Annotated in this window: 20 protein-coding genes; 6 read left to right on the top strand and 14 right to left on the bottom strand. The window is 51.8% G+C overall.

The genetic code is table 11. The features are described from left to right. Positions 1 to 27: 27 nt before the first annotated feature. Genes dxs through xseB form a run of 3 tightly spaced genes read right to left on the bottom strand, consistent with a single transcriptional unit; the run spans position 28 to position 3057 of the window. Positions 28 to 1890, bottom strand: coding sequence for a 1-deoxy-D-xylulose-5-phosphate synthase (gene dxs, locus GUC46_RS17755; RefSeq protein WP_032936978.1), 1863 nt, complete (start codon positions 1888 to 1890; stop codon positions 28 to 30). Between the two features lie 24 nt (positions 1891 to 1914). Then, positions 1915 to 2814 carry a (2E,6E)-farnesyl diphosphate synthase gene (ispA, locus tag GUC46_RS17750; protein WP_003021584.1) on the bottom strand — a complete coding sequence of 300 codons (900 nt, stop codon included), beginning with the start codon at positions 2812 to 2814 and terminating at the stop codon, positions 1915 to 1917. Beyond that, a complete protein-coding gene (gene xseB, locus GUC46_RS17745; protein WP_160180560.1) occupies positions 2815 to 3057 on the bottom strand; it encodes an exodeoxyribonuclease VII small subunit in 243 nt (80 codons plus the stop codon). A gap of 196 nt (positions 3058 to 3253) precedes the next feature. Between xseB and thiI the strand changes: the two genes are divergently transcribed. After that, a complete protein-coding gene (thiI, locus tag GUC46_RS17740; protein ID WP_003835961.1) occupies positions 3254 to 4702 on the top strand; it encodes a tRNA uracil 4-sulfurtransferase ThiI in 1449 nt (482 codons plus the stop codon). A 65-nt stretch (positions 4703 to 4767) separates the two neighbouring features. On the opposite strand, the gene GUC46_RS17735 is transcribed toward thiI, so the two are convergent. From GUC46_RS17735 to panE, 3 genes are read right to left on the bottom strand one after another with little or no spacing between them, the layout of a single operon-like run. Continuing rightward, positions 4768 to 5850: a hypothetical protein gene (locus GUC46_RS17735; RefSeq protein ID WP_032941217.1), complete on the bottom strand. Its 1083-nt coding sequence runs from the start codon at positions 5848 to 5850 to the stop codon at positions 4768 to 4770. A gap of 32 nt (positions 5851 to 5882) precedes the next feature. After that, the gene (yajL, locus tag GUC46_RS17730; protein ID WP_130714923.1) at positions 5883 to 6473 is read right to left on the bottom strand and encodes a protein deglycase YajL; all 591 of its coding nucleotides are present in this window, start codon (positions 6471 to 6473) and stop codon (positions 5883 to 5885) included. Continuing rightward, positions 6436 to 7347, bottom strand: coding sequence for a 2-dehydropantoate 2-reductase (gene panE / locus GUC46_RS17725; protein WP_003021593.1), 912 nt, complete (start codon positions 7345 to 7347; stop codon positions 6436 to 6438). Before panE ends, yajL begins: the two co-directional genes overlap by 38 nt. Positions 7348 to 7521: 174 nt before the next feature. Between panE and GUC46_RS17720 the strand changes: the two genes are divergently transcribed. After that, positions 7522 to 8013: a YajQ family cyclic di-GMP-binding protein gene (locus tag GUC46_RS17720; protein WP_003831002.1), complete on the top strand. Its 492-nt coding sequence runs from the start codon at positions 7522 to 7524 to the stop codon at positions 8011 to 8013. A gap of 80 nt (positions 8014 to 8093) precedes the next feature. On the opposite strand, the gene GUC46_RS17715 is transcribed toward GUC46_RS17720, so the two are convergent. The 8 genes from GUC46_RS17715 to GUC46_RS17680 form a co-directional block, all read right to left on the bottom strand. Continuing rightward, positions 8094 to 9458, bottom strand: a complete 1365-nt coding sequence (locus GUC46_RS17715) for an MFS transporter (RefSeq protein ID WP_130714922.1) — start codon at positions 9456 to 9458, stop codon at positions 8094 to 8096. 221 nt (positions 9459 to 9679) lie between these two features. Further along, positions 9680 to 10570: a heme o synthase gene (gene cyoE / locus GUC46_RS17710; protein ID WP_003835956.1), complete on the bottom strand. Its 891-nt coding sequence runs from the start codon at positions 10568 to 10570 to the stop codon at positions 9680 to 9682. A gap of 11 nt (positions 10571 to 10581) precedes the next feature. Then, positions 10582 to 10911 carry a cytochrome o ubiquinol oxidase subunit IV gene (locus tag GUC46_RS17705; protein WP_003021607.1) on the bottom strand — a complete coding sequence of 110 codons (330 nt, stop codon included), beginning with the start codon at positions 10909 to 10911 and terminating at the stop codon, positions 10582 to 10584. Next, positions 10911 to 11525, bottom strand: coding sequence for a cytochrome o ubiquinol oxidase subunit III (locus GUC46_RS17700; protein WP_003831007.1), 615 nt, complete (start codon positions 11523 to 11525; stop codon positions 10911 to 10913). The genes GUC46_RS17705 and GUC46_RS17700 overlap by 1 nt, the downstream gene beginning before the upstream one ends. Continuing rightward, positions 11515 to 13506, bottom strand: coding sequence for a cytochrome o ubiquinol oxidase subunit I (gene cyoB, locus GUC46_RS17695; protein ID WP_003021610.1), 1992 nt, complete (start codon positions 13504 to 13506; stop codon positions 11515 to 11517). The genes GUC46_RS17700 and cyoB overlap by 11 nt, the downstream gene beginning before the upstream one ends. Before the next feature lie 19 nt (positions 13507 to 13525). Continuing rightward, a complete protein-coding gene (gene cyoA, locus GUC46_RS17690) occupies positions 13526 to 14473 on the bottom strand; it encodes a cytochrome o ubiquinol oxidase subunit II (protein ID WP_003021613.1) in 948 nt (315 codons plus the stop codon). Positions 14474 to 14931: 458 nt separating this feature from the next. Next, positions 14932 to 16407: a muropeptide MFS transporter AmpG gene (gene ampG / locus GUC46_RS17685; protein WP_016149701.1), complete on the bottom strand. Its 1476-nt coding sequence runs from the start codon at positions 16405 to 16407 to the stop codon at positions 14932 to 14934. Positions 16408 to 16451: 44 nt separating this feature from the next. After that, complete coding sequence (locus tag GUC46_RS17680; protein WP_003021617.1) at positions 16452 to 17030, bottom strand: lipoprotein; 579 nt, start codon at positions 17028 to 17030, stop codon at positions 16452 to 16454. Between the two features lie 305 nt (positions 17031 to 17335). Here GUC46_RS17680 and bolA point away from each other — a divergent pair, with 305 nt between their 5' ends. The 4 genes from bolA (at position 17336) to clpX (ending at position 21567) form a co-directional block, all read left to right on the top strand. Further along, positions 17336 to 17653, top strand: coding sequence for a transcriptional regulator BolA (gene bolA, locus GUC46_RS17675; protein ID WP_003021619.1), 318 nt, complete (start codon positions 17336 to 17338; stop codon positions 17651 to 17653). A gap of 343 nt (positions 17654 to 17996) precedes the next feature. After that, positions 17997 to 19295 carry a trigger factor gene (gene tig / locus GUC46_RS17670; protein ID WP_003021622.1) on the top strand — a complete coding sequence of 433 codons (1299 nt, stop codon included), beginning with the start codon at positions 17997 to 17999 and terminating at the stop codon, positions 19293 to 19295. Positions 19296 to 19542: 247 nt separating this feature from the next. Beyond that, complete coding sequence (clpP, locus tag GUC46_RS17665) at positions 19543 to 20166, top strand: ATP-dependent Clp endopeptidase proteolytic subunit ClpP (RefSeq protein WP_003021624.1); 624 nt, start codon at positions 19543 to 19545, stop codon at positions 20164 to 20166. 126 nt (positions 20167 to 20292) lie between these two features. Continuing rightward, positions 20293 to 21567, top strand: a complete 1275-nt coding sequence (gene clpX / locus GUC46_RS17660; RefSeq protein ID WP_003831013.1) for an ATP-dependent protease ATP-binding subunit ClpX — start codon at positions 20293 to 20295, stop codon at positions 21565 to 21567. The last annotated feature ends 29 nt before the right edge of the window (positions 21568 to 21596 follow it).

The raw sequence follows: 21596 nt of genomic DNA, 5'->3' as shown, positions 1-21596 counted from the left end.
TTAAGCATAGCAGGAGCGGGGAGGGGTTTATGCCAGCCAGGCCTTGATTTTGGCCTCAATTCCGACGGCATTCAGACCCAGATCGGCGCGAGCTTCATCCTGAGTTCCCTGCGGGATGAAGAAGTCTGGCAGGCCAATGTTCAGCACCGGGACGGGCTTACGATGGGCCATCAGCACTTCGTTTACACCGCTGCCAGCACCACCCATAATGGCGTTCTCTTCAATGGTAACCAGCACCTCGTGTTGGGCAGCCATTTCAAGGATCAACGTTTCATCCAGGGGTTTCACAAAACGCATATCGACCAGCGTGGCGTTCATCGACTCTGCGACCTGAGCGGCTTCCGGCATCAGGGTACCGAAGTTGAGAATTGCCACTTTCTCCCCGTGACGTTTCACTATACCTTTCCCGATAGGCAGTTGTTCCAGCGGGGTCAACTCTACGCCCACCGCGTTACCGCGCGGGTAGCGCACGACCGTTGGACCGTCGTTGTAGTGATAGCCGGTGAACAGCATCTGGCGGCATTCGTTTTCATCACTCGGGGTCATAATGACCATTTCCGGGATGCAGCGCAGGAAGGAAAGATCGAACGCCCCTTGATGGGTTTGGCCATCTGCGCCAACAATTCCTGCCCGGTCAACGGCGAACAGAACTGGCAGTTTCTGGATGGCGACATCATGCAGCACCTGATCGTAGGCGCGCTGCAGGAAGGTCGAGTAAATAGCCACGACCGGCTTATAGCCGCCAATCGCCAGACCGGCAGCAAACGTCACCGCGTGCTGTTCGGCGATCGCCACATCGAAGTAGCGGTCCGGAAACTTACGTGAAAATTCCACCATACCGGAGCCTTCGCGCATCGCCGGGGTGATTGCCATCAGCTTATTGTCTTTCGCCGCGGTTTCGCACAGCCAGTCACCGAAGATTTTTGAATAGCTCGGCAGGCCGCCGCTGCTTTTCGGCAGGCATCCGCTGGATGGATCGAATTTTGGTACCGCGTGGAAGGTGATTGGATCTTTTTCTGCCGGCTCGTAACCACGACCTTTTTTGGTCATGATGTGCAGGAACTGCGGGCCTTTCAGATCGCGCATGTTCTTCAGTGTGGTGATAAGCCCCAGCACGTCGTGACCGTCCACCGGACCGATATAGTTAAATCCCAGTTCTTCAAACAGCGTACCCGGCACAACCATGCCTTTGATGTGTTCTTCGGTACGTTTGAGCAGCTCTTTAATCGGCGGCACGCCGGAGAAGACTTTTTTCCCGCCTTCGCGTAGCGAGGAGTAGAGTTTGCCAGAGAGTAGTTGCGCCAGATGATTGTTCAGCGCGCCAACGTTCTCTGAAATCGACATTTCATTGTCGTTGAGGATAACCAGCATGTCGGGCTTAATATCGCCTGCGTGGTTCATCGCTTCAAACGCCATCCCGGCGGTGATAGCGCCGTCGCCAATCACACATACGGTACGACGTTCTTTGCCTTCTTTCTCAGCGGCAACCGCAATACCGATACCTGCGCTGATGGAGGTTGAAGAGTGCCCAACGCTCAGTACGTCATACTCGCTCTCACCGCGCCACGGGAACGGATGCAAACCGCCTTTCTGACGAATGGTGCCGATTTTATCACGGCGGCCGGTCAATATTTTGTGCGGGTAAGCCTGATGTCCTACATCCCAGATTAACTGGTCAAACGGGGTATTGTAGACATAGTGCAGCGCGACGGTGAGTTCCACCGTGCCCAGACCAGAGGCGAAGTGCCCGCTGGAACGGCTTACGCTGTCGAGCAAATAGCGGCGCAGTTCGTCGCAAAGCTTTGGCAGGCTCTCTTTTGGCAGCAGACGTAACTCCTGGGTGGAGTCGACCAGCGCCAGGGTCGGGTATTTGGCTATATCAAAACTCATCGCAAGCTCATGGGATATGTTGGTTTATTTATCACGCTGGATTATGTAGTCCGCTAGCGCTTCCAGTGCCGAGGTATCGAGTGACTGTGCGGCCAGCAAACTTAGCGACTGGCGGGCATCCTCGATTAAATCCCGGGCTTTATTCTGGGCTTGCTCAAGACCCAGAAGTGCAGGATAGGTACTTTTGCCAAGCTGCTGGTCAGCACCCTGACGTTTACCCAATGTTGCAGTATCGCCTACCACATCCAGGATGTCATCCTGAACCTGGAAGGCCAGACCGATGCTTTCTGCGTATTTGTCGAGTATTGCCAGGCATTCTCGCCCTTTATCGCCTGCGCTTAATGCTCCCAGACGTACGGCGGCGCGAATCAATGCCCCGGTTTTATGGCGGTGAATACGCTCCAGCGCATCCAGCTCAACCTGATGACCTTCAGCTTCCAGATCCAGCGCCTGACCGCCGCACATACCGGCGATACCGCTGGCCTGAGCCAGTTCAGAGATCATCGCGATGCGGTCACGGTCAGATACTTCCGGCATTGGAGCGTCGCTGATAATGGAGAATGCCAGCGTTTGCAGCGCATCTCCGGCCAGGATCGCGTTTGCCTCACCAAATTTTACGTGGCAAGTCGGCAGACCGCGGCGTAGGTCGTCGTCGTCCATCGCGGGTAAATCATCGTGCATCAGCGAATAGGCGTGAATGCATTCGACGGCGGCAGCGGGAGCATCAAGCGTACTCAGGCTGACACCAAACATCTGACCGGTCGCATACACCAGAAACGGGCGCAGGCGTTTACCGCCTAATAATGCGCCATATTGCATGGTTTCGACCACGGGAGTGTTCTGAAAGGGCAGTGGCGCGATAAAACGGCTCAGAGCCTGGTTGGCCTGCTCAACGCAAGCCTGTAACTGCTGCGTAAAATCCATTTACTCATTATCCGGTGTAAAAGGCGTAAGGGCCGCGTCTTCAGTATCTGACAGCAGGATTTGTACGCGCTGTTCAGCCTGTTGCAATTTGACCTGTCCCTGACGCGCCAACTGTACGCCACATTCGAATTCGTTCAACGCTTCTTCTAACGGCAGGTCGCCGCCTTCCAGACGGGTAACAATTTGTTCCAGCTCGCTCAGCGCGGTTTCAAAACTGGCGGGCGCTTCATTTTTCTTCGGCATAATGAATGTCTGACTCTCTGTATTGGCAGCACAAGACTATGGTAACGGACTCGCACTGATAAGCAAATAACGCGCAATGTGCACAGTAGCCGCGTGATGGTGGTATACTTGCGCGCCTGGATGCAGTCGCGGGTATGGGCTGCTGTATTTTTTCCCATTACAAGTCATTCAGACTTGCCTAAGAACCATTGCCGCCATGAAGTTTATCATTAAATTGTTCCCAGAAATCACCATCAAAAGCCAATCTGTGCGTTTGCGCTTTATAAAAATTCTGACAGGGAACATTCGTAACGTTTTAAAGCACTATGATGAAGACCTTGCCGTTGTCCGTCACTGGGATCACGTTGAGGTTCGCGCTAAAGATGAAAGCCAGCGCCTGGACATTCGCGACGCGCTGACCCGTATTCCGGGGATCCACCACATTCTTGAAGTAGAAGACGTGCCGTTTACCGATATGCACGATATTTTCGAGAAAGCACTGGTGCAGTATCGCGATCAACTGGAAGGTAAAACCTTCTGCGTACGCGTTAAGCGTCGTGGTAAGCATGAGTTTAGCTCCATTGAGGTGGAACGTTATGTTGGCGGTGGACTGAACCAGCATATTGAATCCGCGCGCGTGAAGCTGACGAAGCCGGACGTGACGGTTAATCTTGAAATCGAAAACGACCGTCTGTTGCTGGTTAAAGGCCGCTATGAAGGTATTGGCGGTTTCCCAATTGGTACGCAGGAAGACGTACTGTCGCTGATCTCCGGTGGTTTCGACTCCGGCGTGTCCAGCTACATGCTGATGCGTCGCGGCTGCCGCGTGCACTACTGCTTCTTCAACCTTGGCGGGGCAGCGCATGAAATCGGTGTTCGCCAGGTGGCGCATTACCTGTGGAATCGCTTCGGTAGTTCGCATCGCGTGCGTTTTGTTGCTATCAACTTTGAACCGGTGGTTGGTGAGATCCTGGAGAAAGTTGATGACGGCCAGATGGGCGTGGTTCTCAAGCGTATGATGGTTCGCGCGGCGTCGAAAGTCGCTGAGCGCTACGGCGTACAGGCGCTGGTAACCGGTGAAGCACTGGGCCAGGTGTCCAGTCAGACGCTGACCAACCTGCGTTTGATCGATAACGTATCAGACACCCTGATCCTGCGCCCACTTATCTCCCATGATAAAGAGCACATCATCAATCTGGCGCGTGAAATTGGCACCGAGGATTTTGCTCGTACCATGCCGGAATACTGCGGTGTAATTTCAAAAAGCCCGACGGTGAAAGCGATCAAATCGAAGATTGAGGCCGAAGAAGAAAACTTCGATTTCTCTATCCTCGATAAAGTGGTTGAAGAAGCGAATAATATTGATATTCGCGATATCGCCCAGCAGACGCAGCAAACCGTGGTAGAAGTGGAAACCGTGAGCGGTTTCGGCCCGAACGATGTGATCCTGGATATCCGTTCTGTGGATGAACAGGATGATAAACCGCTGAAGGTTGACGGCGTGGACGTCGTTTCTCTGCCGTTCTACAAGCTGAGCACCAAATTCGGCGATCTGGACCAGAGCAAAACCTGGCTGCTGTGGTGTGAACGCGGGGTGATGAGCCGCCTGCAGGCGCTTTATCTGCGCGAGCAGGGCTTTGAGAACGTGAAGGTGTATCGCCCGTAATTGAGTAAACACCGTGTTGTAGGCCGGATAAGGCGGTTACGCCGCCATCCGGCAATGCAACGATATTATTCAAAACGCACAGGAAGCGTCTTCCCGTTCGACTCCCAGACGCCTTGATAGACACCGTCTTTTAACTCCAGCGTTATCTTCTCTTGCGCTTGTTCAGCAGCAGATGTCTTCAGTTCATAATGTTGATTGTCGGCTGTATCGCATTTGCCGGTTAATTCAATCGGTGCGCCAAATTTCTGGTAAAAGTAAGCCCCTTCAAAAAAATCACCGTATTTGCAGTCCACCTTCAACACAATACGCATGCTTTTTCCCAGCGTGCCGTACATGACTTTGCCGTCAATGCCGGGCGCTGGGGAAACCTGTGTTGTACTCTTTGCTCCAGTCAGATACTGGCCGTACGGCGTGAGCCGATTTTGCAGTTCCGCGGTTGGGATTTTCGTGGTGAAATCACCCAACTCGTCGAGTGCGCGGCTGGCGTGGTTGCTACAGCGTCCGTTCAGGAAGGCCAGATGGTCTTTTTGCAGGGAGAATTTGTCGATGTAGTACAAACCGTCGGTGTAGGTTGCGCACGATGCGTAGAATTCGGCGTAGTTAAAAACTTCACCTTTCTCTTCTTTTATTTGTTCTGGTGTTTGCGATTTATGCGCATCAACAAATGTGTCGATTTGGCCACGGATATCTTTTCTGATGCGAGTATTTAATTCGGCCATCGTAGAACGGGAAAAGAGGTCGTTGAGGGTAATTGCCGCGCCGTTGGCTAAATCGAAGCTGAGCGGTACATTGTACGATTCGCAATACGCTCCGCAGCCTTCGACAAACATATTCATGGTCAGGATTTTTTCGTCGCGAAATTCAACCGTGTAGTTAAGGTTTGCGGTGGGATTCATGGCTGATTTCGCAAACTGGTTTACTGTGGCCTGCGGAGTATTACCCGGTAGCTGATTGATAAAGGTTGCGAAAATATAATCGTTAATACGTTTCGCAACCTTGGGGTTATCCGTCGAGGAAAACCATGGCACGCGATATTGCATTTCAGTGCTTCCGGGATAGCGATACTCAATACTCTTTATGTCGAGTTGCGTCGCTGTGGCATAACCGGAAAGGAGCAATAAAGCCACTCCACTCAGATATCCTTTCATTATGATTCCTTATAAGGGAGTGGCCTGAAGATTTACTCGTAGTAGTTATAGATTCCCGCTGCCATCACCAGTTGTGATGCAACTTCGTAAGCCTTTTCACGACTGACCAGAAGATCAATGATTTTCAAACCGAAATCGATTGAGGTTCCCGGTCCCTGGCTGGTTAACAGGTTGACGCGCGGATCCCATACGACGCGCTTGTCCTGCCATTGATCAGCGGGGATTTGGTCTTTCAGCGCCGGAAAACCGGTCATGTTACCGATGGGGAAAATATCGTGCGGGACGAGGACGGTGGCAACCGCGGCACAGATTGCCGCGACAATGCGTCCGGAGCGATGAAACTGCTTCACGGTTTCGACCAGCAGAGGGCTGTCGCGAAAACACTCGGCGCCTTTAATACCGCCCGGCAGTACGATAATGTCGAAATCGCCGTCAGCAACTTCGACTAATGGCGCATCCGCCAGCAGTTTCACACCGCGCGAGCACACGATCGTCAGGTTGCCATCGCTGGCGACGCTGGCGGTTGTGACCTTAATTCCGCCGCGAACCAGTAGATCGATAGTAGTAACCGCTTCGGTTTCTTCACTACCAGGGGCGAGACATACCAGTGCTTGAGCGCTCATACTCACTTTCCTTTCTTTTAACCATTTCAAACAGGCGGGCATTTTCCGGAACGGCGATGCCGTGCGCGCGTGCACGTTTTAACAAATAACCGGTAATGTAGTCGATCTCGGTATGACGCATGGCGCGAATGTCCTGCAGCATAGATGAGATATTTTCCGCCGTACTGTCAATCACTTGCTCGACATAATAGCGTAAATCATCCGCTGATGTGTGGTGGCCTTCGCGTTCGATCACCGCTGCTACTTCCTCGCAGATGAGCGCTATTTTTTCCGGATGATGGCGTAACTCACCGTTTGGGCAATCCCATAATGCGGTCAGCGGGTTAATGACGCAGTTGACGGCCAGCTTGCGCCAAAGCTCGGCGCGAATAGTGTTATGCCAGGCGACGTCCGGCAGCACCTCTTGCAGGGTTTCAGCCAGATAGCTGAAATCGCCGTCTTGCTCACGCGCCGGCCCAATACGCGTTGTTCCCTGAGCGACATGAATGATGACGTTCCCGTCACGGCGTGCTGCGTGGGTGGTGGTTCCCATCAGCAAGGGTTGCTTAATGTTATGTAACTCTTCAATCGTCCCCATGCCGTTGTGAATAAGCAGAATGGGCGTGGTTTCAGGCAGAATTGCAGACAGGCCTTTTACCGCATCAGAAACCTGCCAGGCCTTCAGGGTGACTAGCAGCAGGTCACTTTTTGCCAAAAAGTCGGGATCATTTGCCGTCAGGGATTCATTAAAAACTGAGCCATCCGTGTCGATCAGGTTTACGCTGCAGTAGGGTTGCGGTACGCGCAGCCACCCTTGCACCTCATGTCCATGTTTGCACAGCGCTGTAAGCCATAGCTGTCCTAACGCTCCACATCCCAGTACGGTAATTTTCATTCTTCCTCCTCACCTGCAACAGCACCAGGTGTTAATCCATATCGACCGCACCCTATTATTGTTCGCAGATGTCGCTACCACGTACAATGAAAGGATACAGCCTAGTATAGCGCTGTCTGTTGAGTAACTTTGCAGGTATTATGCTTCGCATCAAAAATGAAGGGAGAGGAAAAGATGCCATCTTTCGATATTGTCTCTGAAGTTGATCTTCAGGAAGCTCGTAACGCGGTGGATAACGCCAGCCGTGAAGTCGAGTCACGCTTTGATTTTCGTGGCGTTGAAGCCACTTTTGAGCTGAATGAGTCAAATAAGACGATTAAGGTGCTGAGCGAGTCTGATTTTCAGGTTAATCAGCTGCTGGATATTTTGCGGGCCAAGCTGCTGAAACGCGGTATTGAAGGCACGTCGCTGGACGTACCAGAGACCTTCGTGCACAGTGGTAAAACCTGGTTTGTTGAAGCTAAGCTGAAGCAGGGCATTGAAAGCGCGGTGCAAAAGAAAATCGTTAAGCTGATCAAAGACAGCAAGCTGAAGGTGCAGGCGCAGATTCAGGGCGAAGAAATTCGTGTGACCGGTAAGGCGCGTGACGATCTGCAATCCGTCATGGCGCTGGTTCGCGGTGGCGATCTCGGCCAGCCATTCCAGTTTAAAAACTTCCGCGATTAAGTCGTAATGCCTGATCCGGCCTACAGGTCGCACACGCTATTTGTAGGCCGGACGAGACGTTAGTTACCATCCGGTAATCATCACGTCTGGCTGATGGCCTGCTCAACCTCAAATCGATTGGTGACTTTGCTGTCGATTTTCACGTAGGCCGAATGCTCTTTCGCCACAATTAACACTTCGCTTATTCCTTCTTTTGCCAGCAGGCGCTGCTTTAACGTGTCATCTGCGGCAATTTCTGGTGGAATTTCCACACGCAGGCTGCTGACATACGGTGGCTCTTTCATTGTGTTTGCCACAATCAACCAAACTGCCGCCAGCAGCGCACCGGCCAGAAATACGGCCTGACCATCAAACATTTCAACCACCCAACCGCCGAGCGAACCGCCAATCGCCACGCCAAGAAACTGGCTGGTGGAGTAAACACCCATTGCCGTGCCTTTGTAACCCGCAGGCGATTCTTTGCTGATAAGCGAGGGGAGGAGGGCTTCCATCAGGTTGAAGGCGAGGAAGAAAATCTGCACGCCCGCAATCAGACCCCAGAAACGAATGTTAGCGCTCCACAATACAATCTCTGCAATAAGGATTAGTAACACGCAGGCGAGGAACACGCGTTTCATCTTGCGCTTCACTTCGGCGTAAATGATGAACGGCACCACGGAAACAAAGGATAGCAGCATCGTCACCAGATAAATTTTCCAGTGTTCTGCGGCGGGGAAACCGGCTTTCGCCAGTTGTCCTGGTAACGCGACGAAAGTGGACATCAGCAAAATGTGCAGGCACATAATGCCGAAATTGAGCTTCAGCAGTTTGGGCTCCGCCAGCACTTTGCTGAAGCTATCTTTTACCATGCCCGATTCACGGTTTAGTACGTGGCTGGTGCTATTGGGAACGACCCAAATGGTCAGCACGATACCCGTGGTAGCAAGGGCGGCAATCATCCAGAACAGCGCGTGGAGCCCCAGCGCATGGGTAACGATTGGCCCCAGCACCATCGCAATGGCAAAGGTGATACCAAAGCTGACGCCGATAAACGCCATCGCTTTGGTGCGGTTTTGCTCGCGGGTTAAGTCGGAAAGCAGCGCCATCACGGCCGCGGCAATTGCTCCGGAACCTTGCAATGCGCGACCAAGAATAATGCCCCAGATTGAATCGGAGAGCGCGGCAATCACGCTGCCGAGAACGAATACAGCCAGTCCGCCGACAATAAGCGGCTTACGACCAATGCGGTCAGAGAGCAGACCAAAGGGGATCTGGAAGACGGCTTGCGCCAGGCCGTAAATGCCGATGGCAAGGCCAATCAACGCTTCGCTGGCGCCCTGTAGCGCCATACCGTACGTGGTCAGAACCGGTAGAACCATAAACATGCCAAGCATGCGCAACGAGAATACGGTCCCTAAACCCCAGGTGGCGCGCAACTCACCGGGCGTCATTTTGTAATCGTTCATTCCCACCTCTGTATTAATTTCGCGCCTAGTGTAAAGCGCTAAGCAGGCTGGGTAAATATGCGCTTTATTAACAAATGTTGGGGTTGTGAGGGGAGTCGGCTGGAAACGAAAATGCCGGATGACGATACTCACGTATCTTATCCGGCCTACAAGCAATGTGCTTTTTTGTAGGCCGGATAAGGCGTCAGCCGCCATCCGGCATAGAAGATGTGACGATTAACTTACCAGACGTAAGTCAGCAGGTTCTGCGAGTTTGGCACCATAAAGTCGACAGACATCATCACAGAAAGCGCGGTAATGGCGATGATGGAGAAACCGAACAGCTTGCGCGCCCAGACTTTGTCATCTTCCACTTTATAACCGCGCAGCGCCATGCCCAACCACCAGACGCTCACCGCCGCAGCAACAATCAGGTATTTATAACCTGCATAGCCGCCCAGGGTTAGCATCAGCGTGGCGATAGCAAATGCGATGATATACAGCGTGATATGGTTTTTCGCGACGGAAATACCTTTCACCACCGGCAGTACCGGGATGTTGGCAGCCTGATAATCCTTAAAGCGGAAAATCGCAATCGCGTAAGAGTGCGGCATCTGCCACAGGCTGAAAATAGCCAGCAGAATCAGCGCACCGCTATCGAACTCACCGGTTACGGCGCAGTAGCCAATCACCGGCGGCGCAGCGCCGGAGAGTGAGCCAATCAGCGTGCCATAAACGGAATGGCGCTTCATGTACAGGCTATAGACGCCCACATAGACCACGAAGCCCATTACCCCCAGCCAGCAGGCCAGAGGGTTCGCGCCAAACCACAGCAGCATAAAGCCAGCAATACCCAGCAGGGTGGCGTATACCAGTGAGACCGCAGGGGAAATCAGACCTTTAACCAGCACGCGGTTTTTGGTCCTCTCCATCTTCCTGTCGATATCCCTGTCGATGTAGTTGTTAAATACACAACCCGACGCCACAACCAGTGACACCCCAACCAGCGTGTAGATAAACAGGGGATAATCAATGCTGCCTTTCGAGGCCAGCAGGAACCCCCCAATCACCGAGATCAGGTTGCCAAAGATGATGCCTGGTTTCGTTACTTGCAGGTATTGCTTAAACATCATAATCGCCGCTCTTAGTGCATCATCATGTTGTAGTTAAGGTTCCACATAATCCAGATGGAGCCCACAACCAGGATGGCGATGATTAGCACAGTAAAGACAAAGGCCGTCATGTTCCAACCTTCATCAGATTTGCTATTCATGTGCAGGAAGCACACCAGGTGCACCAGAATCTGTACCACTGCCATTGCCAGAATAGTTCCCAGAATGACGGCCGGAGAGGCAGAACCTGTCATCACCATCCAGAACGGAATGACCGTCAGGATGATCGACAGGATAAAACCTGTCATGTAGGTTTTTACGCTGCCATGGGATGCGCCGCCGCTCTCGTTAGCATGACTCATTACATCGCCCCCATCAGATAAACAACAGTGAACACACAGATCCATACCACATCCAGGAAGTGCCAGAACAGGCTCAGGCACATGATGCGGGTACGGTTAGTACTGGTCAGGCCGCGACGAGCGACTTGCACCATCAGAACCGCCATCCAGATAAGACCGGAGGTGACGTGCAGACCGTGCGTGCCGACCAGCGCGAAGAACGCAGACAGGAAACCGCTACGATCCGGGCCCATGCCGTTAACAATCAGGTGATGGAATTCATAGAGTTCCATCCCGATGAATCCGGCACCGAACAAGAAGGTCAACGCCAGCCAGGAGATAACCTGGCTCTTGTTGTTCTTGTACATGGCAATCGCTGCCATGCCGTAAGTAATGGAGCTGAATAACAGCAGGAATGTTTCAACCAGAACGAACGGCAGTTCAAAAATGTCTTTACCTGTTGGGCCACCTGCGGTGCCGTTCACCAGAACGGCATAGGTTGCAAACAGAATAGAGAACAGAATGCAGTCGCTCATCAGGTAGACCCAGAATCCGAAGATCTTGGTCTGGCCTGCATCGTGGTGCCCGTGTTCGTGCGCGTGGGCAGTCGCGTGCGTTAAAGTATCAGTTGCCATTTTTCAGCCCTGCCTTAGTAATCTCATCGAAATGCTGGTTTTCCAGTTTTTCGACTTCCGGGACCGGCACGTAGTAATCCACGTCTTCATCAAAGCTTTTCACAATCCAGCTGATGATCATGCCTGCGAAGCTTGCAATCGCCAGCCACCAGATATGCCAGATCATGGCGAAACCAAACAGTGTTGCGAAGGCGGTAATGACGATACCGGCACCGCTGTTCTTCGGCATATGAATTTCTTCATAGTGCGCAGGCTGCTTGTACGCTTCACCTTTTTCTTTCATTTCCCAGAAGGCATCACGCTCGTGAACGTGCGGCACAACGGCAAAGTTATAGAACGGAGGCGGGGAAGAGGTTGCCCACTCCAGCGTACGACCACCCCATGGGTCACCGGTCAGGTCACGGTTCTGCTCGCGGTCGCGAATAGAAACGTAGATCTGAATCAGCTGGCACAGGATACCCAATGCAATCAGCGCGGCACCGCAGGCGGCAACGACCAGCATCGGATGGAACTGTGGGTCAATCTGCTGGCTGAGACGACGGGTCATACCCATGAAGCCCAGCACGTACAGCGGCATAAATGCCACGAAGAAGCCGATGATCCAGAACCAGAATGCGCGTTTACCCCAGGTTTCGTTCAGCGTGAAGCCAAACGCTTTTGGCCACCAGTAGGTCATACCTGCGAAGCAGCCAAATACGACGCCGCCGATAATAACGTTATGGAAGTGCGCAATCAGGAACAGACTGTTGTGCAGTACGAAGTCTGCGCCCGGAACCGCCAACAGTACGCCGGTCATGCCGCCGACTGAGAAGGTCACGATAAAGCCAATCGTCCACAGCATCGCTGAGTGGAATACGATACGGCCCTGATACATGGTGAACAGCCAGTTGAAGATCTTCACCCCGGTCGGGATGGCGATAATCATGGTGGTAATACCGAAGAAGGCGTTTACGTTAGCGCCTGCACCCATGGTGAAGAAGTGGTGCAGCCAAACAACGAACGACAGAACGGTGATACACACGGTTGCCCACACCAGCGAGGTGTAACCAAACAGACGTTTACGTGAGAAGGTTGCTGCGATTTCGGAGAACACCCCGAAGACCGGCAGAACCAGGATGTACACTTCCGGATGGCCCCAGGCCCAAATCAGGTTGATGTACATCATCATGTTGCCGCCCATATCGTTGGTAAAGAAATGGGTACCCAGATAGCGATCCAGGGTCAGCAACGCGACGGTAACCGTCAGGATTGGGAAAGAGGCGATAATCAGGATGTTCGCGCACAGAGACGCCCAGCTGAATACCGGCATCTTGAACATGGTCATTCCTGGCGCACGCATCTTAATGATGGTCACAAAGAAGTTGATACCGGTCAGGGTTGTACCAATACCGGACAACTGGACTGCCCATATCCAATAATCGACCCCGACGCTTGGACTGTACTCTATTCCCGAAAGTGGTGGATACGCCAGCCAACCGGTCTGTGCGAATTCACCTACGCCCAGAGACAGGTTAACCAGGATTACGCCGACAACGGTGAACCAGAAGCTCAGGTTGTTCAGGAACGGGAATGCAACGTCACGTGCACCGATCTGCAGTGGAACCACCAGGTTCATCAGACCGATAACAAATGGCATTGCCACGAAGAAGATCATAATCACGCCGTGAGCCGTGAAGATCTGATCATAGTGGTGAGGTGGCAAGAAGCCCGCTTCACCTGCAGAAGCCAGCGCTTGCTGACTACGCATCATGATGGCGTCGGCAAAGCCACGAATCAACATGACGATTGCAACAATGACATACATGATGCCAAGGCGTTTGTGGTCAACCGAAGTCAGCCACTCTTTCCACAGGTAGGTCCACTTACCGAAGTAAGTGATTAGGCCCAGTAAGGCCGCACCACCGATGATAATGGCAGCGATCGTAACCATGACAATGGGTTCATGGAACGGCACTGCATCCAGCGTCAATTTTCCGAACATCGTATTCTTCCTCGGCCCCTTAGTGAGCGGATTCCGCGTGGCTCATGTCCATGCCTTCCATGCCTTCGTGTGCGTTGTGCTCACCTTCGGGTTGGGTCATGTCCATGCTCTTACCGTGAGCCATAAATTTGTTAATAACATCTTTAAACAAATCGGGTTTCACGTTGGAGAAGTATTCCACCTGGTTGTATTCGCTTGGCACAGCCACTTTCTCGAACGCAGCCATGTCGCTCATGGTGTTCGTGGACTGTTTAGCTTTAGCAACCCATTGGTCGAATTCGGCGCGGTCCTTTGTTGCGATAGCCTTGAACTTCATACCGGAGAAGCCTGGTCCGCTATAGCTTGCGGAGATACCATCATAAGTACCGACTTCGTTGGCGATCAGATGCAGTCGAGTCTGCATACCGGCCATGGCATAAATCTGGCTACCCAGACGCGGGATAAAGAAGGAGTTCATCACGGAGTTGGATGTCACTTTGAACTCAACCGGAGTATTCGCCGGGAAGGCGATTTCATTCACGGTAGCGATACCCTGTTCCGGATAGATGAAGAACCATTTCCAGTCCATGGAAACCACTTCGATGGTAATGGGCTTCTCGTCATGCGCCAGCGGTTTGCTTGGCTCAAGAGCGTGAGTGGTTTTCCAGGTCAGAACGGCAAGGAAAATGATGATTAAGATCGGCACCGTCCAGACCACAGCTTCCACTTTATTGGAGTGTGACCAGTTCGGGCTGTACTTCGCATCTTTATTGCTTGCACGATACTTCCAGGCAAAACCAACAGCCATCAAGATGGCAGGAATAACGACAATCAACATCAGGCCAAATGCCGTCAGTATCAGTGAACGTTGTTCCAGTCCAATCTGTCCTTTAGGGTCAAGCAGCGCAGAATTACAGCCACTGAGTAACGCAGTGCCTGCAATTAATGACAACCATCCCAAACTTTTATTGTATTTCCTGAGTCTCATTTAACGACCTCAATTCCACGGGACCGGGTGGCGTTTAAAGTGTGAGGGCATTTTACGGGAAGGTTACATTACTGTAAACATCCTTGGATCTGTGTTACTGGGTTCTGCCGTGCGTGTCACATATGTTGCAATATATGTCGCTTTGACTTTAAGAACCTGTTGCAACATCACGTTATAACGAAAGCAGGCAGGCGGGGGACAGGCTGAGGGTAATTGGTATAACCAATACGAAAATAAAACAATTGTTTAACAATTTATTATCAATAAAAAGACAATCTGGGAACAAAAAATAAATCTGTAGTGGCTGAATCGAGTAAGGAAAATAAAATATATAAAAGGCGTCAATAATTTCCAAATTCTTTGGCGCACAAAATAACAAATATTATTTTTATCAATTGTTGTTTATTTAGCCGTTATAATTACGCAAGGTGATTACAACGGCTTATTAATACGGTTTTTTACGCCAGACGGTTTTTGCGCAGAGCCAGATAATCCAGCAATCCGCCAAAAATCACCCCGCAGACCGCGACCGCCACCGAGACTTCAAGCAGTTCCGGCAGGAAGGAGAAGTTGGTGTAATCCAGCGCATTCATGGTTAACAGCAGCAGCCAAGCCAGCAGCAGGCAGCAGCCTACTACCAACGTCATTAATGCCAGACTGTACGCTCCACGAAATTCCGTACGCGGAATAAAGCTTTCATTTTGCCAGCTATGTTCCAGGGTCTGGCGACATACCAGCAGCAGTATGAGGCCGGGGATCGCGGCAAACACGGAGAACAGATAAAACGTCGGCCAGCCGTGTGCTTCGACAAACCAACCTGCTACCGGGCCAACATAAACGCGACCAACGGCTGAAAGCGCGGAGAGCAGGGCGAACTGGGTCGCTGAGAAGGACTTATTGCACAGCGTCATTAATAAAGCGACAAACGCCGCTGTGCCCATTCCGCCACACAGGTTTTCAAAGAAGACGGCGGCCGCCATACTGAACATGTGTTTGTCAGTGATGGACAATAGCCAGTAGCCTGCATTTGACGCCCCTTGCAGAATGCCAAATATCAGCAATGCGCGGAACAGCGAAAGGCGCTGCATCAGGATCCCGCCGTACAATGCACCAACGATGGTTGCCAGAAGCCCGAGCGTTTTATTCACCACACCAACCTCACCCGCATCAAATCCAACGCCGCGGATCAAAAAGGTGGTGGTCAGGCTCATGGCGAAGGCATCCCCGAGCTTATACAGCACAATAAGCAGCAGGATAAGCCAGGCGTTGTTACGACCAAAGAAGTCGCGCAGCGGAGCCGCAACCGCCTGTTCCAGCGTTTTAGGTACCGGAATGGTGTCAGTCGGTTCAGGTGCTAACAGGGTGGCGATGATACAAGGAATCAACAGCGCTGCCATCAGCCAGTACATCCCTTGCCAGCCCAGCCAGCGATCGGCCATCCACAGGGCCAGTCCGCCTGAAACCAGCATCCCTAATCGATAGCCCAGCACGCTGATAGCAGCGCCGGTGCCGCGCTCTTCTGCGGGCAACACGTCGGTTTTCCAGGCATCAAAGACGATATCCTGCGAGGCCGAGCAAAAAGCGATCACCACTGCGAGTGCGGCCATCCAGCGTAACTGTGTGCCAGGCTCCAGAAAGCCCATCGCGGCGATAGAAATTAACAACAGCACCTGGGTCGCCAGCAGCCAGCCGCGACGTCGACCTAAAAACGGTGGCGTGTAACGGTCCATCAACGGGGACCAGAGAAACTTAAATACGTAGGCCTGACCTACCAGGGAAAAGAAACCGATGGTTTTAAGATCGATATTCTCGACCGTCATCCACGCCTGAAGCGTACCGGAGGTGAGTGCGAGCGGTAAACCGGAGGCGAACCCCAGAATAAGCAGGATAGCTGAGCGTGGTTGCTGAAAAATACGTAAGTAATGACTGGACATGGGCTTCTATAGGCCCGACGAACGCCGGGCCATATGGGCAGAAATTAACGAGCGTTCTGCTTGATGAAATCGTGAACGCTGGTGTCCTGAGACATATCAGCGATGGTGTCGGTCAGCACGCTGTTAACGGCGTCAGCGATATTTTTGTTAGAGGCTTGCAGTGCGCCTTCAACAGAATAGCTTGCGCGGTAGTTTTTGGTCATCTTGTTGCCGTTAGCAGCGGTCGCAATGATGGCGATATCTGCTTTGGTGGCAATGTTATAGCGCACGCTACCCTGAGACACGTCAGCGTACAGCTGGCTAACAATGATTTGCAGGTTTACAGCGCCGTTTGGTCCAATCATATAACCGCGTGCGGTCATCTGTTTTTCCAGTACTTCTTGCAGCAGGAAGCGCAGATCGCGGGACGCAGTCAGCGTAACCAGCTGGTTGTCGCGGGTGACTTTTGCCAGCGCTTGATCCTGACGCTGGTCGGCACCGTTGATGCTAACGGTCACGCCCATCAGGCTTGGATCCTGCTGTGGCAGGGTAATTTTCGGGGAGACTTCAATAGTGGTCGGCGGCGTTGCGCATCCAGCTAACATGAACATCGCGACTAACGGGAAGAGGATTTTTTTAAACATGCCAGGGCTCTCAGCGAATCTAAATTGTATGGTTAGAGAAAATTCCCGCCATCATAACATCGCCAACGATGAGGGGAAGTGGGTAACGCATGTAAATTCATTGTGTTGTCCGTTTTATGGCTTTGTGGAGACCATAAACGGACTTTTTGCAATAAATCGAAGTGAGGATTCAGTGAACTTCATCCGTTTGGCTGAGAAAATCAGACAAGCGCTAATTTTTTGTTGCTAAGGTGTAATGAAAACGGTAAAAGCGGCTAGTATTTAAAGGGATGGGTGACATCTCAGCGTTGTCGGAGGAAAATTTCATGATGATTCGTGAGCAAATAGAAGAAAAATTAAGGGCAGCGTTCGAACCCGTGTTCCTCGAAGTTGTGGATGAAAGCTATCGTCACAATGTCCCGGCTGGTTCTGAAAGCCACTTTAAGGTTGTGCTGGTTAGCGATCGCTTTACAGGTGAACGTTTTCTTAATCGTCATCGGATGATTTACAGCACGTTAACGGCGGAGCTTTCCACAACCGTTCATGCTCTTGCCCTGCATACCTACACCATTAAGGAGTGGGAAGCGTTGCAGGATACGATTTTTGCATCGCCTCCGTGTCGTGGGGCGGGAAGCATCGCGTAAAACGGATTTGCAACAACCGACGCTTTTCCAGTATGTTGCTACAGATTATGTGAAAACGGCCTGCGGGCCGTTTTGTTTTGTCTGAATTCTGGGGCAGTCGTACAGTATTCAGACAAAAATTAGCCGGGAATTGTGAAAAAAGCCGCAGCAACGCGCGATAACCGTTCTCGACTCATAAAAGTGATGCCGCTATAATGCGCGTCTTATTTTTCGGAATGTCTTCGGGATGATTCTGACGACAGGGAATGTGATTGCTTATGAGAACATCCCAGTTCCGCGAAGCCAACAACCTGTGCTTGCGGAGAAGAGTTGACCGAGCACTGTGATTTTTTGAGGTAACAAGATGCAAGTTTCAGTTGAAACCACTCAAGGCCTTGGCCGCCGTGTAACGATTACTATCGCTGCTGACAGCATCGAGACCGCTGTGAAAAGCGAGCTGGTCAACGTAGCGAAGAAAGTGCGTATTGACGGTTTCCGCAAAGGAAAAGTACCGATGAATGTTGTTGCTCAGCGTTATGGCGCATCTGTTCGCCAGGACGTTCTGGGCGACCTGATGAGCCGCAACTTCGTTGACGCGATCATCAAAGAAAAAATCAATCCGGCTGGCGCACCGAACTACGTTCCGGGCGAATACAAACTGGGTGAAGATTTTACTTACGCGGTAGAGTTCGAAGTTTACCCGGAAGTTGAGCTGACTGGTCTGGAAGCAATCGAAGTTGAAAAACCGGTTGTTGAAGTCACCGACGCTGACGTTGACGTGATGCTGGATACCCTGCGTAAGCAGCAGGCTACCTGGAAAGACAAAGACGGCGCTGCTGATGCAGAAGACCGTGTAACCATCGACTTCACCGGTTCTGTAGACGGCGAAGAGTTCGAAGGCGGCAAAGCGTCTGACTTCGTACTGGCGATGGGTCAGGGTCGTATGATCCCAGGCTTTGAAGAAGGCGTTAAAGGCCACAAAGCTGGCGAAGAGTTCACTATCGACGTGACTTTCCCGGAAGAGTACCACGCTGAAAACCTGAAAGGTAAAGCCGCTAAGTTCGTTATCAACCTGAAGAAAGTTGAAGAACGCGAACTGCCGGAACTGACTGAAGAATTCATCAAACGTTTCGGCGTTGAAGATGGTTCCGTAGCAGGTCTGCGCGCTGAAGTACGCAAAAACATGGAACGCGAGCTGAAAGGCGCTGTGCGTAACCGCGTTAAGTCTCAGGCGATCGAAGGTCTGGTAAAAGCTAACGACATCGACGTTCCGGCTGCGCTGATCGACAGCGAAATCGACGTTCTGCGTCGTCAGGCTGCACAGCGTTTCGGCGGCAACGAGAAACAAGCTCTGGAACTGCCGCGTGAACTGTTCGAAGAACAGGCTAAGCGTCGCGTAGTTGTTGGTCTGCTGCTGGGCGAAGTGATTCGCACCAACGAACTGAAAGCTGACGAAGATCGCGTTAAAGGCCTGATCGAAGAGATGGCTTCTGCTTACGAAGATCCGAAAGAAGTGGTTGAGTTCTACAGCAAAAATAAAGAGCTGATGGACAACATGCGTAACGTCGCTCTGGAAGAGCAGGCTGTTGAAGCCGTTCTGGCGAAAGCGAAAGTGACTGAAAAAGCCACTTCCTTCAACGAGCTGATGAACCAGCAGGCGTAATTCGTCGCTTTTTTAGCACGAATTTCGTACGCAAGCCCGTCACCTTTTGGTGGCGGGTTTTTTTTTGTCACGCATTTTGCATGGGAAGAGTGCGAAAACAGCGTTTCAGTGTTAGCGTTACAACAAAAGATTGTTATGCTTGAATTATGGCGATGTCGTACCCATTACTGAGGGACTAGCTGATAATCCGTCCATAAGGTTACAATCAGCACAGCAGGTTTTTTCAAATTTTATCCAGGAGACGGAAATGTCATACAGCGGCGAACGAGATAACTTTGCACCCCATATGGCGCTGGTGCCGATGGTCATTGAACAGACCTCACGTGGTGAGCGCTCTTTTGATATCTATTCTCGTCTACTTAAGGAACGCGTCATTTTTCTGACCGGCCAGGTCGAAGACCATATGGCTAACCTGATCGTGGCGCAGATGCTGTTCCTGGAAGCAGAAAACCCAGAAAAAGATATCTACCTGTACATCAACTCCCCTGGTGGAGTGATCACTGCCGGGATGTCTATCTATGACACCATGCAGTTTATTAAGCCGGACGTCAGCACCATTTGTATGGGCCAGGCGGCCTCAATGGGGGCGTTCCTGCTGACCGCCGGGGCGAAAGGCAAACGTTTTTGCCTGCCTAACTCTCGCGTCATGATCCACCAGCCTCTGGGCGGTTACCAGGGCCAGGCAACGGATATTGAAATTCATGCCCGTGAAATCCTGAAGGTAAAAGGGCGCATGAACGAACTTATGGCGCATCATACGGGTCAATCTCTTGAGCAGATTGAACGTGATACCGAGCGCGATCGCTTCCTCTCCGCTTCTGAAGCGGTAGAGTACGGTCTGGTCGACTCGATTTTGACCCATCGTAATTAATGCCCAGTGCGCAGGTGTGCCGCTATAATTACCTGGAGCGGCACAACGCTGACTAGCGTCTTGCGCCTGAGAATGGCATTTGCGTCGTCGTGTGCGGCACAAAGAACAAAGAAGAGGTTTTGACCCATGACAGATAAACGCAAAGATGGCTCGGGCAAATTGTTGTACTGCTCTTTTTGCGGCAAAAGCCAGCATGAAGTGCGTAAGCTGATTGCCGGTCCATCCGTGTATATCTGCGACGAATGTGTTGATTTATGCAACGACATCATTCGCGAAGAGATTAAGGAAGTAGCACCGCACCGTGAACGCAGTGCGCTGCCGACGCCACATGAAATTCGCAACCACCTGGACGATTACGTTATCGGTCAGGAGCAGGCGAAGAAAGTGCTGGCGGTCGCGGTATACAACCATTACAAACGTCTGCGCAACGGCGACACCAGCAATGGGGTTGAGTTGGGCAAAAGTAACATCCTGCTGATTGGCCCGACGGGTTCCGGTAAAACGCTTCTGGCTGAAACGCTGGCGCGCCTGCTGGACGTTCCGTTCACTATGGCCGACGCCACCACGCTGACCGAAGCCGGTTATGTGGGTGAAGATGTTGAAAATATTATTCAGAAACTGTTGCAGAAGTGCGATTACGACGTGCAGAAAGCACAGCGTGGGATCGTCTATATCGATGAAATCGACAAGATATCTCGTAAGTCTGATAACCCGTCCATTACCCGTGACGTTTCTGGCGAAGGCGTACAGCAGGCGCTGTTGAAACTGATCGAAGGTACGGTTGCTGCCGTTCCGCCGCAGGGTGGTCGTAAACATCCTCAGCAGGAATTCCTGCAGGTTGATACCTCCAAGATCCTGTTTATCTGCGGTGGTGCCTTTGCCGGTCTGGATAAAGTGATTGCTAACCGTGTTGAAACTGGCTCCGGCATTGGTTTTGGCGCAACGGTAAAAGCACAGTCTGATAAAGCCAGCGAAGGTGAACTGCTGTCGCAGGTCGAACCGGAAGATCTGATCAAATTTGGTCTGATCCCTGAGTTCATCGGTCGTCTGCCGGTTGTGGCAACCCTGAGCGAACTGAGTGAAGAAGCGCTGATTCAGATCCTCAAAGAGCCGAAAAATGCCCTGACCAAGCAGTATCAGGCGTTGTTCAATCTTGAAGGTGTTGATCTGGAGTTCCGTGAGGAAGCCCTGGATGCGATCGCCAAGAAAGCGATGGCGCGTAAAACCGGTGCCCGTGGTCTGCGTTCTATCGTCGAAGCCGCGCTGCTCGACACCATGTACGATCTGCCTTCTATGGAAGACGTCGAAAAAGTGGTGATCGACGAGTCGGTGATTGGCGGCCAGAGCAAGCCATTGCTGATTTACGGTAAGCCGGAAGCACAGCAGGCATCTGGCGAATAATTCATCAATTCATACAGACATTTAATTAA

This window comes from Citrobacter sp. LUTT5 (assembly GCF_009905315.1).
Taxonomy (GTDB): Bacteria; Pseudomonadota; Gammaproteobacteria; order Enterobacterales; family Enterobacteriaceae; genus Citrobacter; species Citrobacter freundii.
The sequence above is the reverse complement of the archived record's forward strand: the minus strand, read 5'-3'. Positions and strand labels throughout refer to the sequence as shown.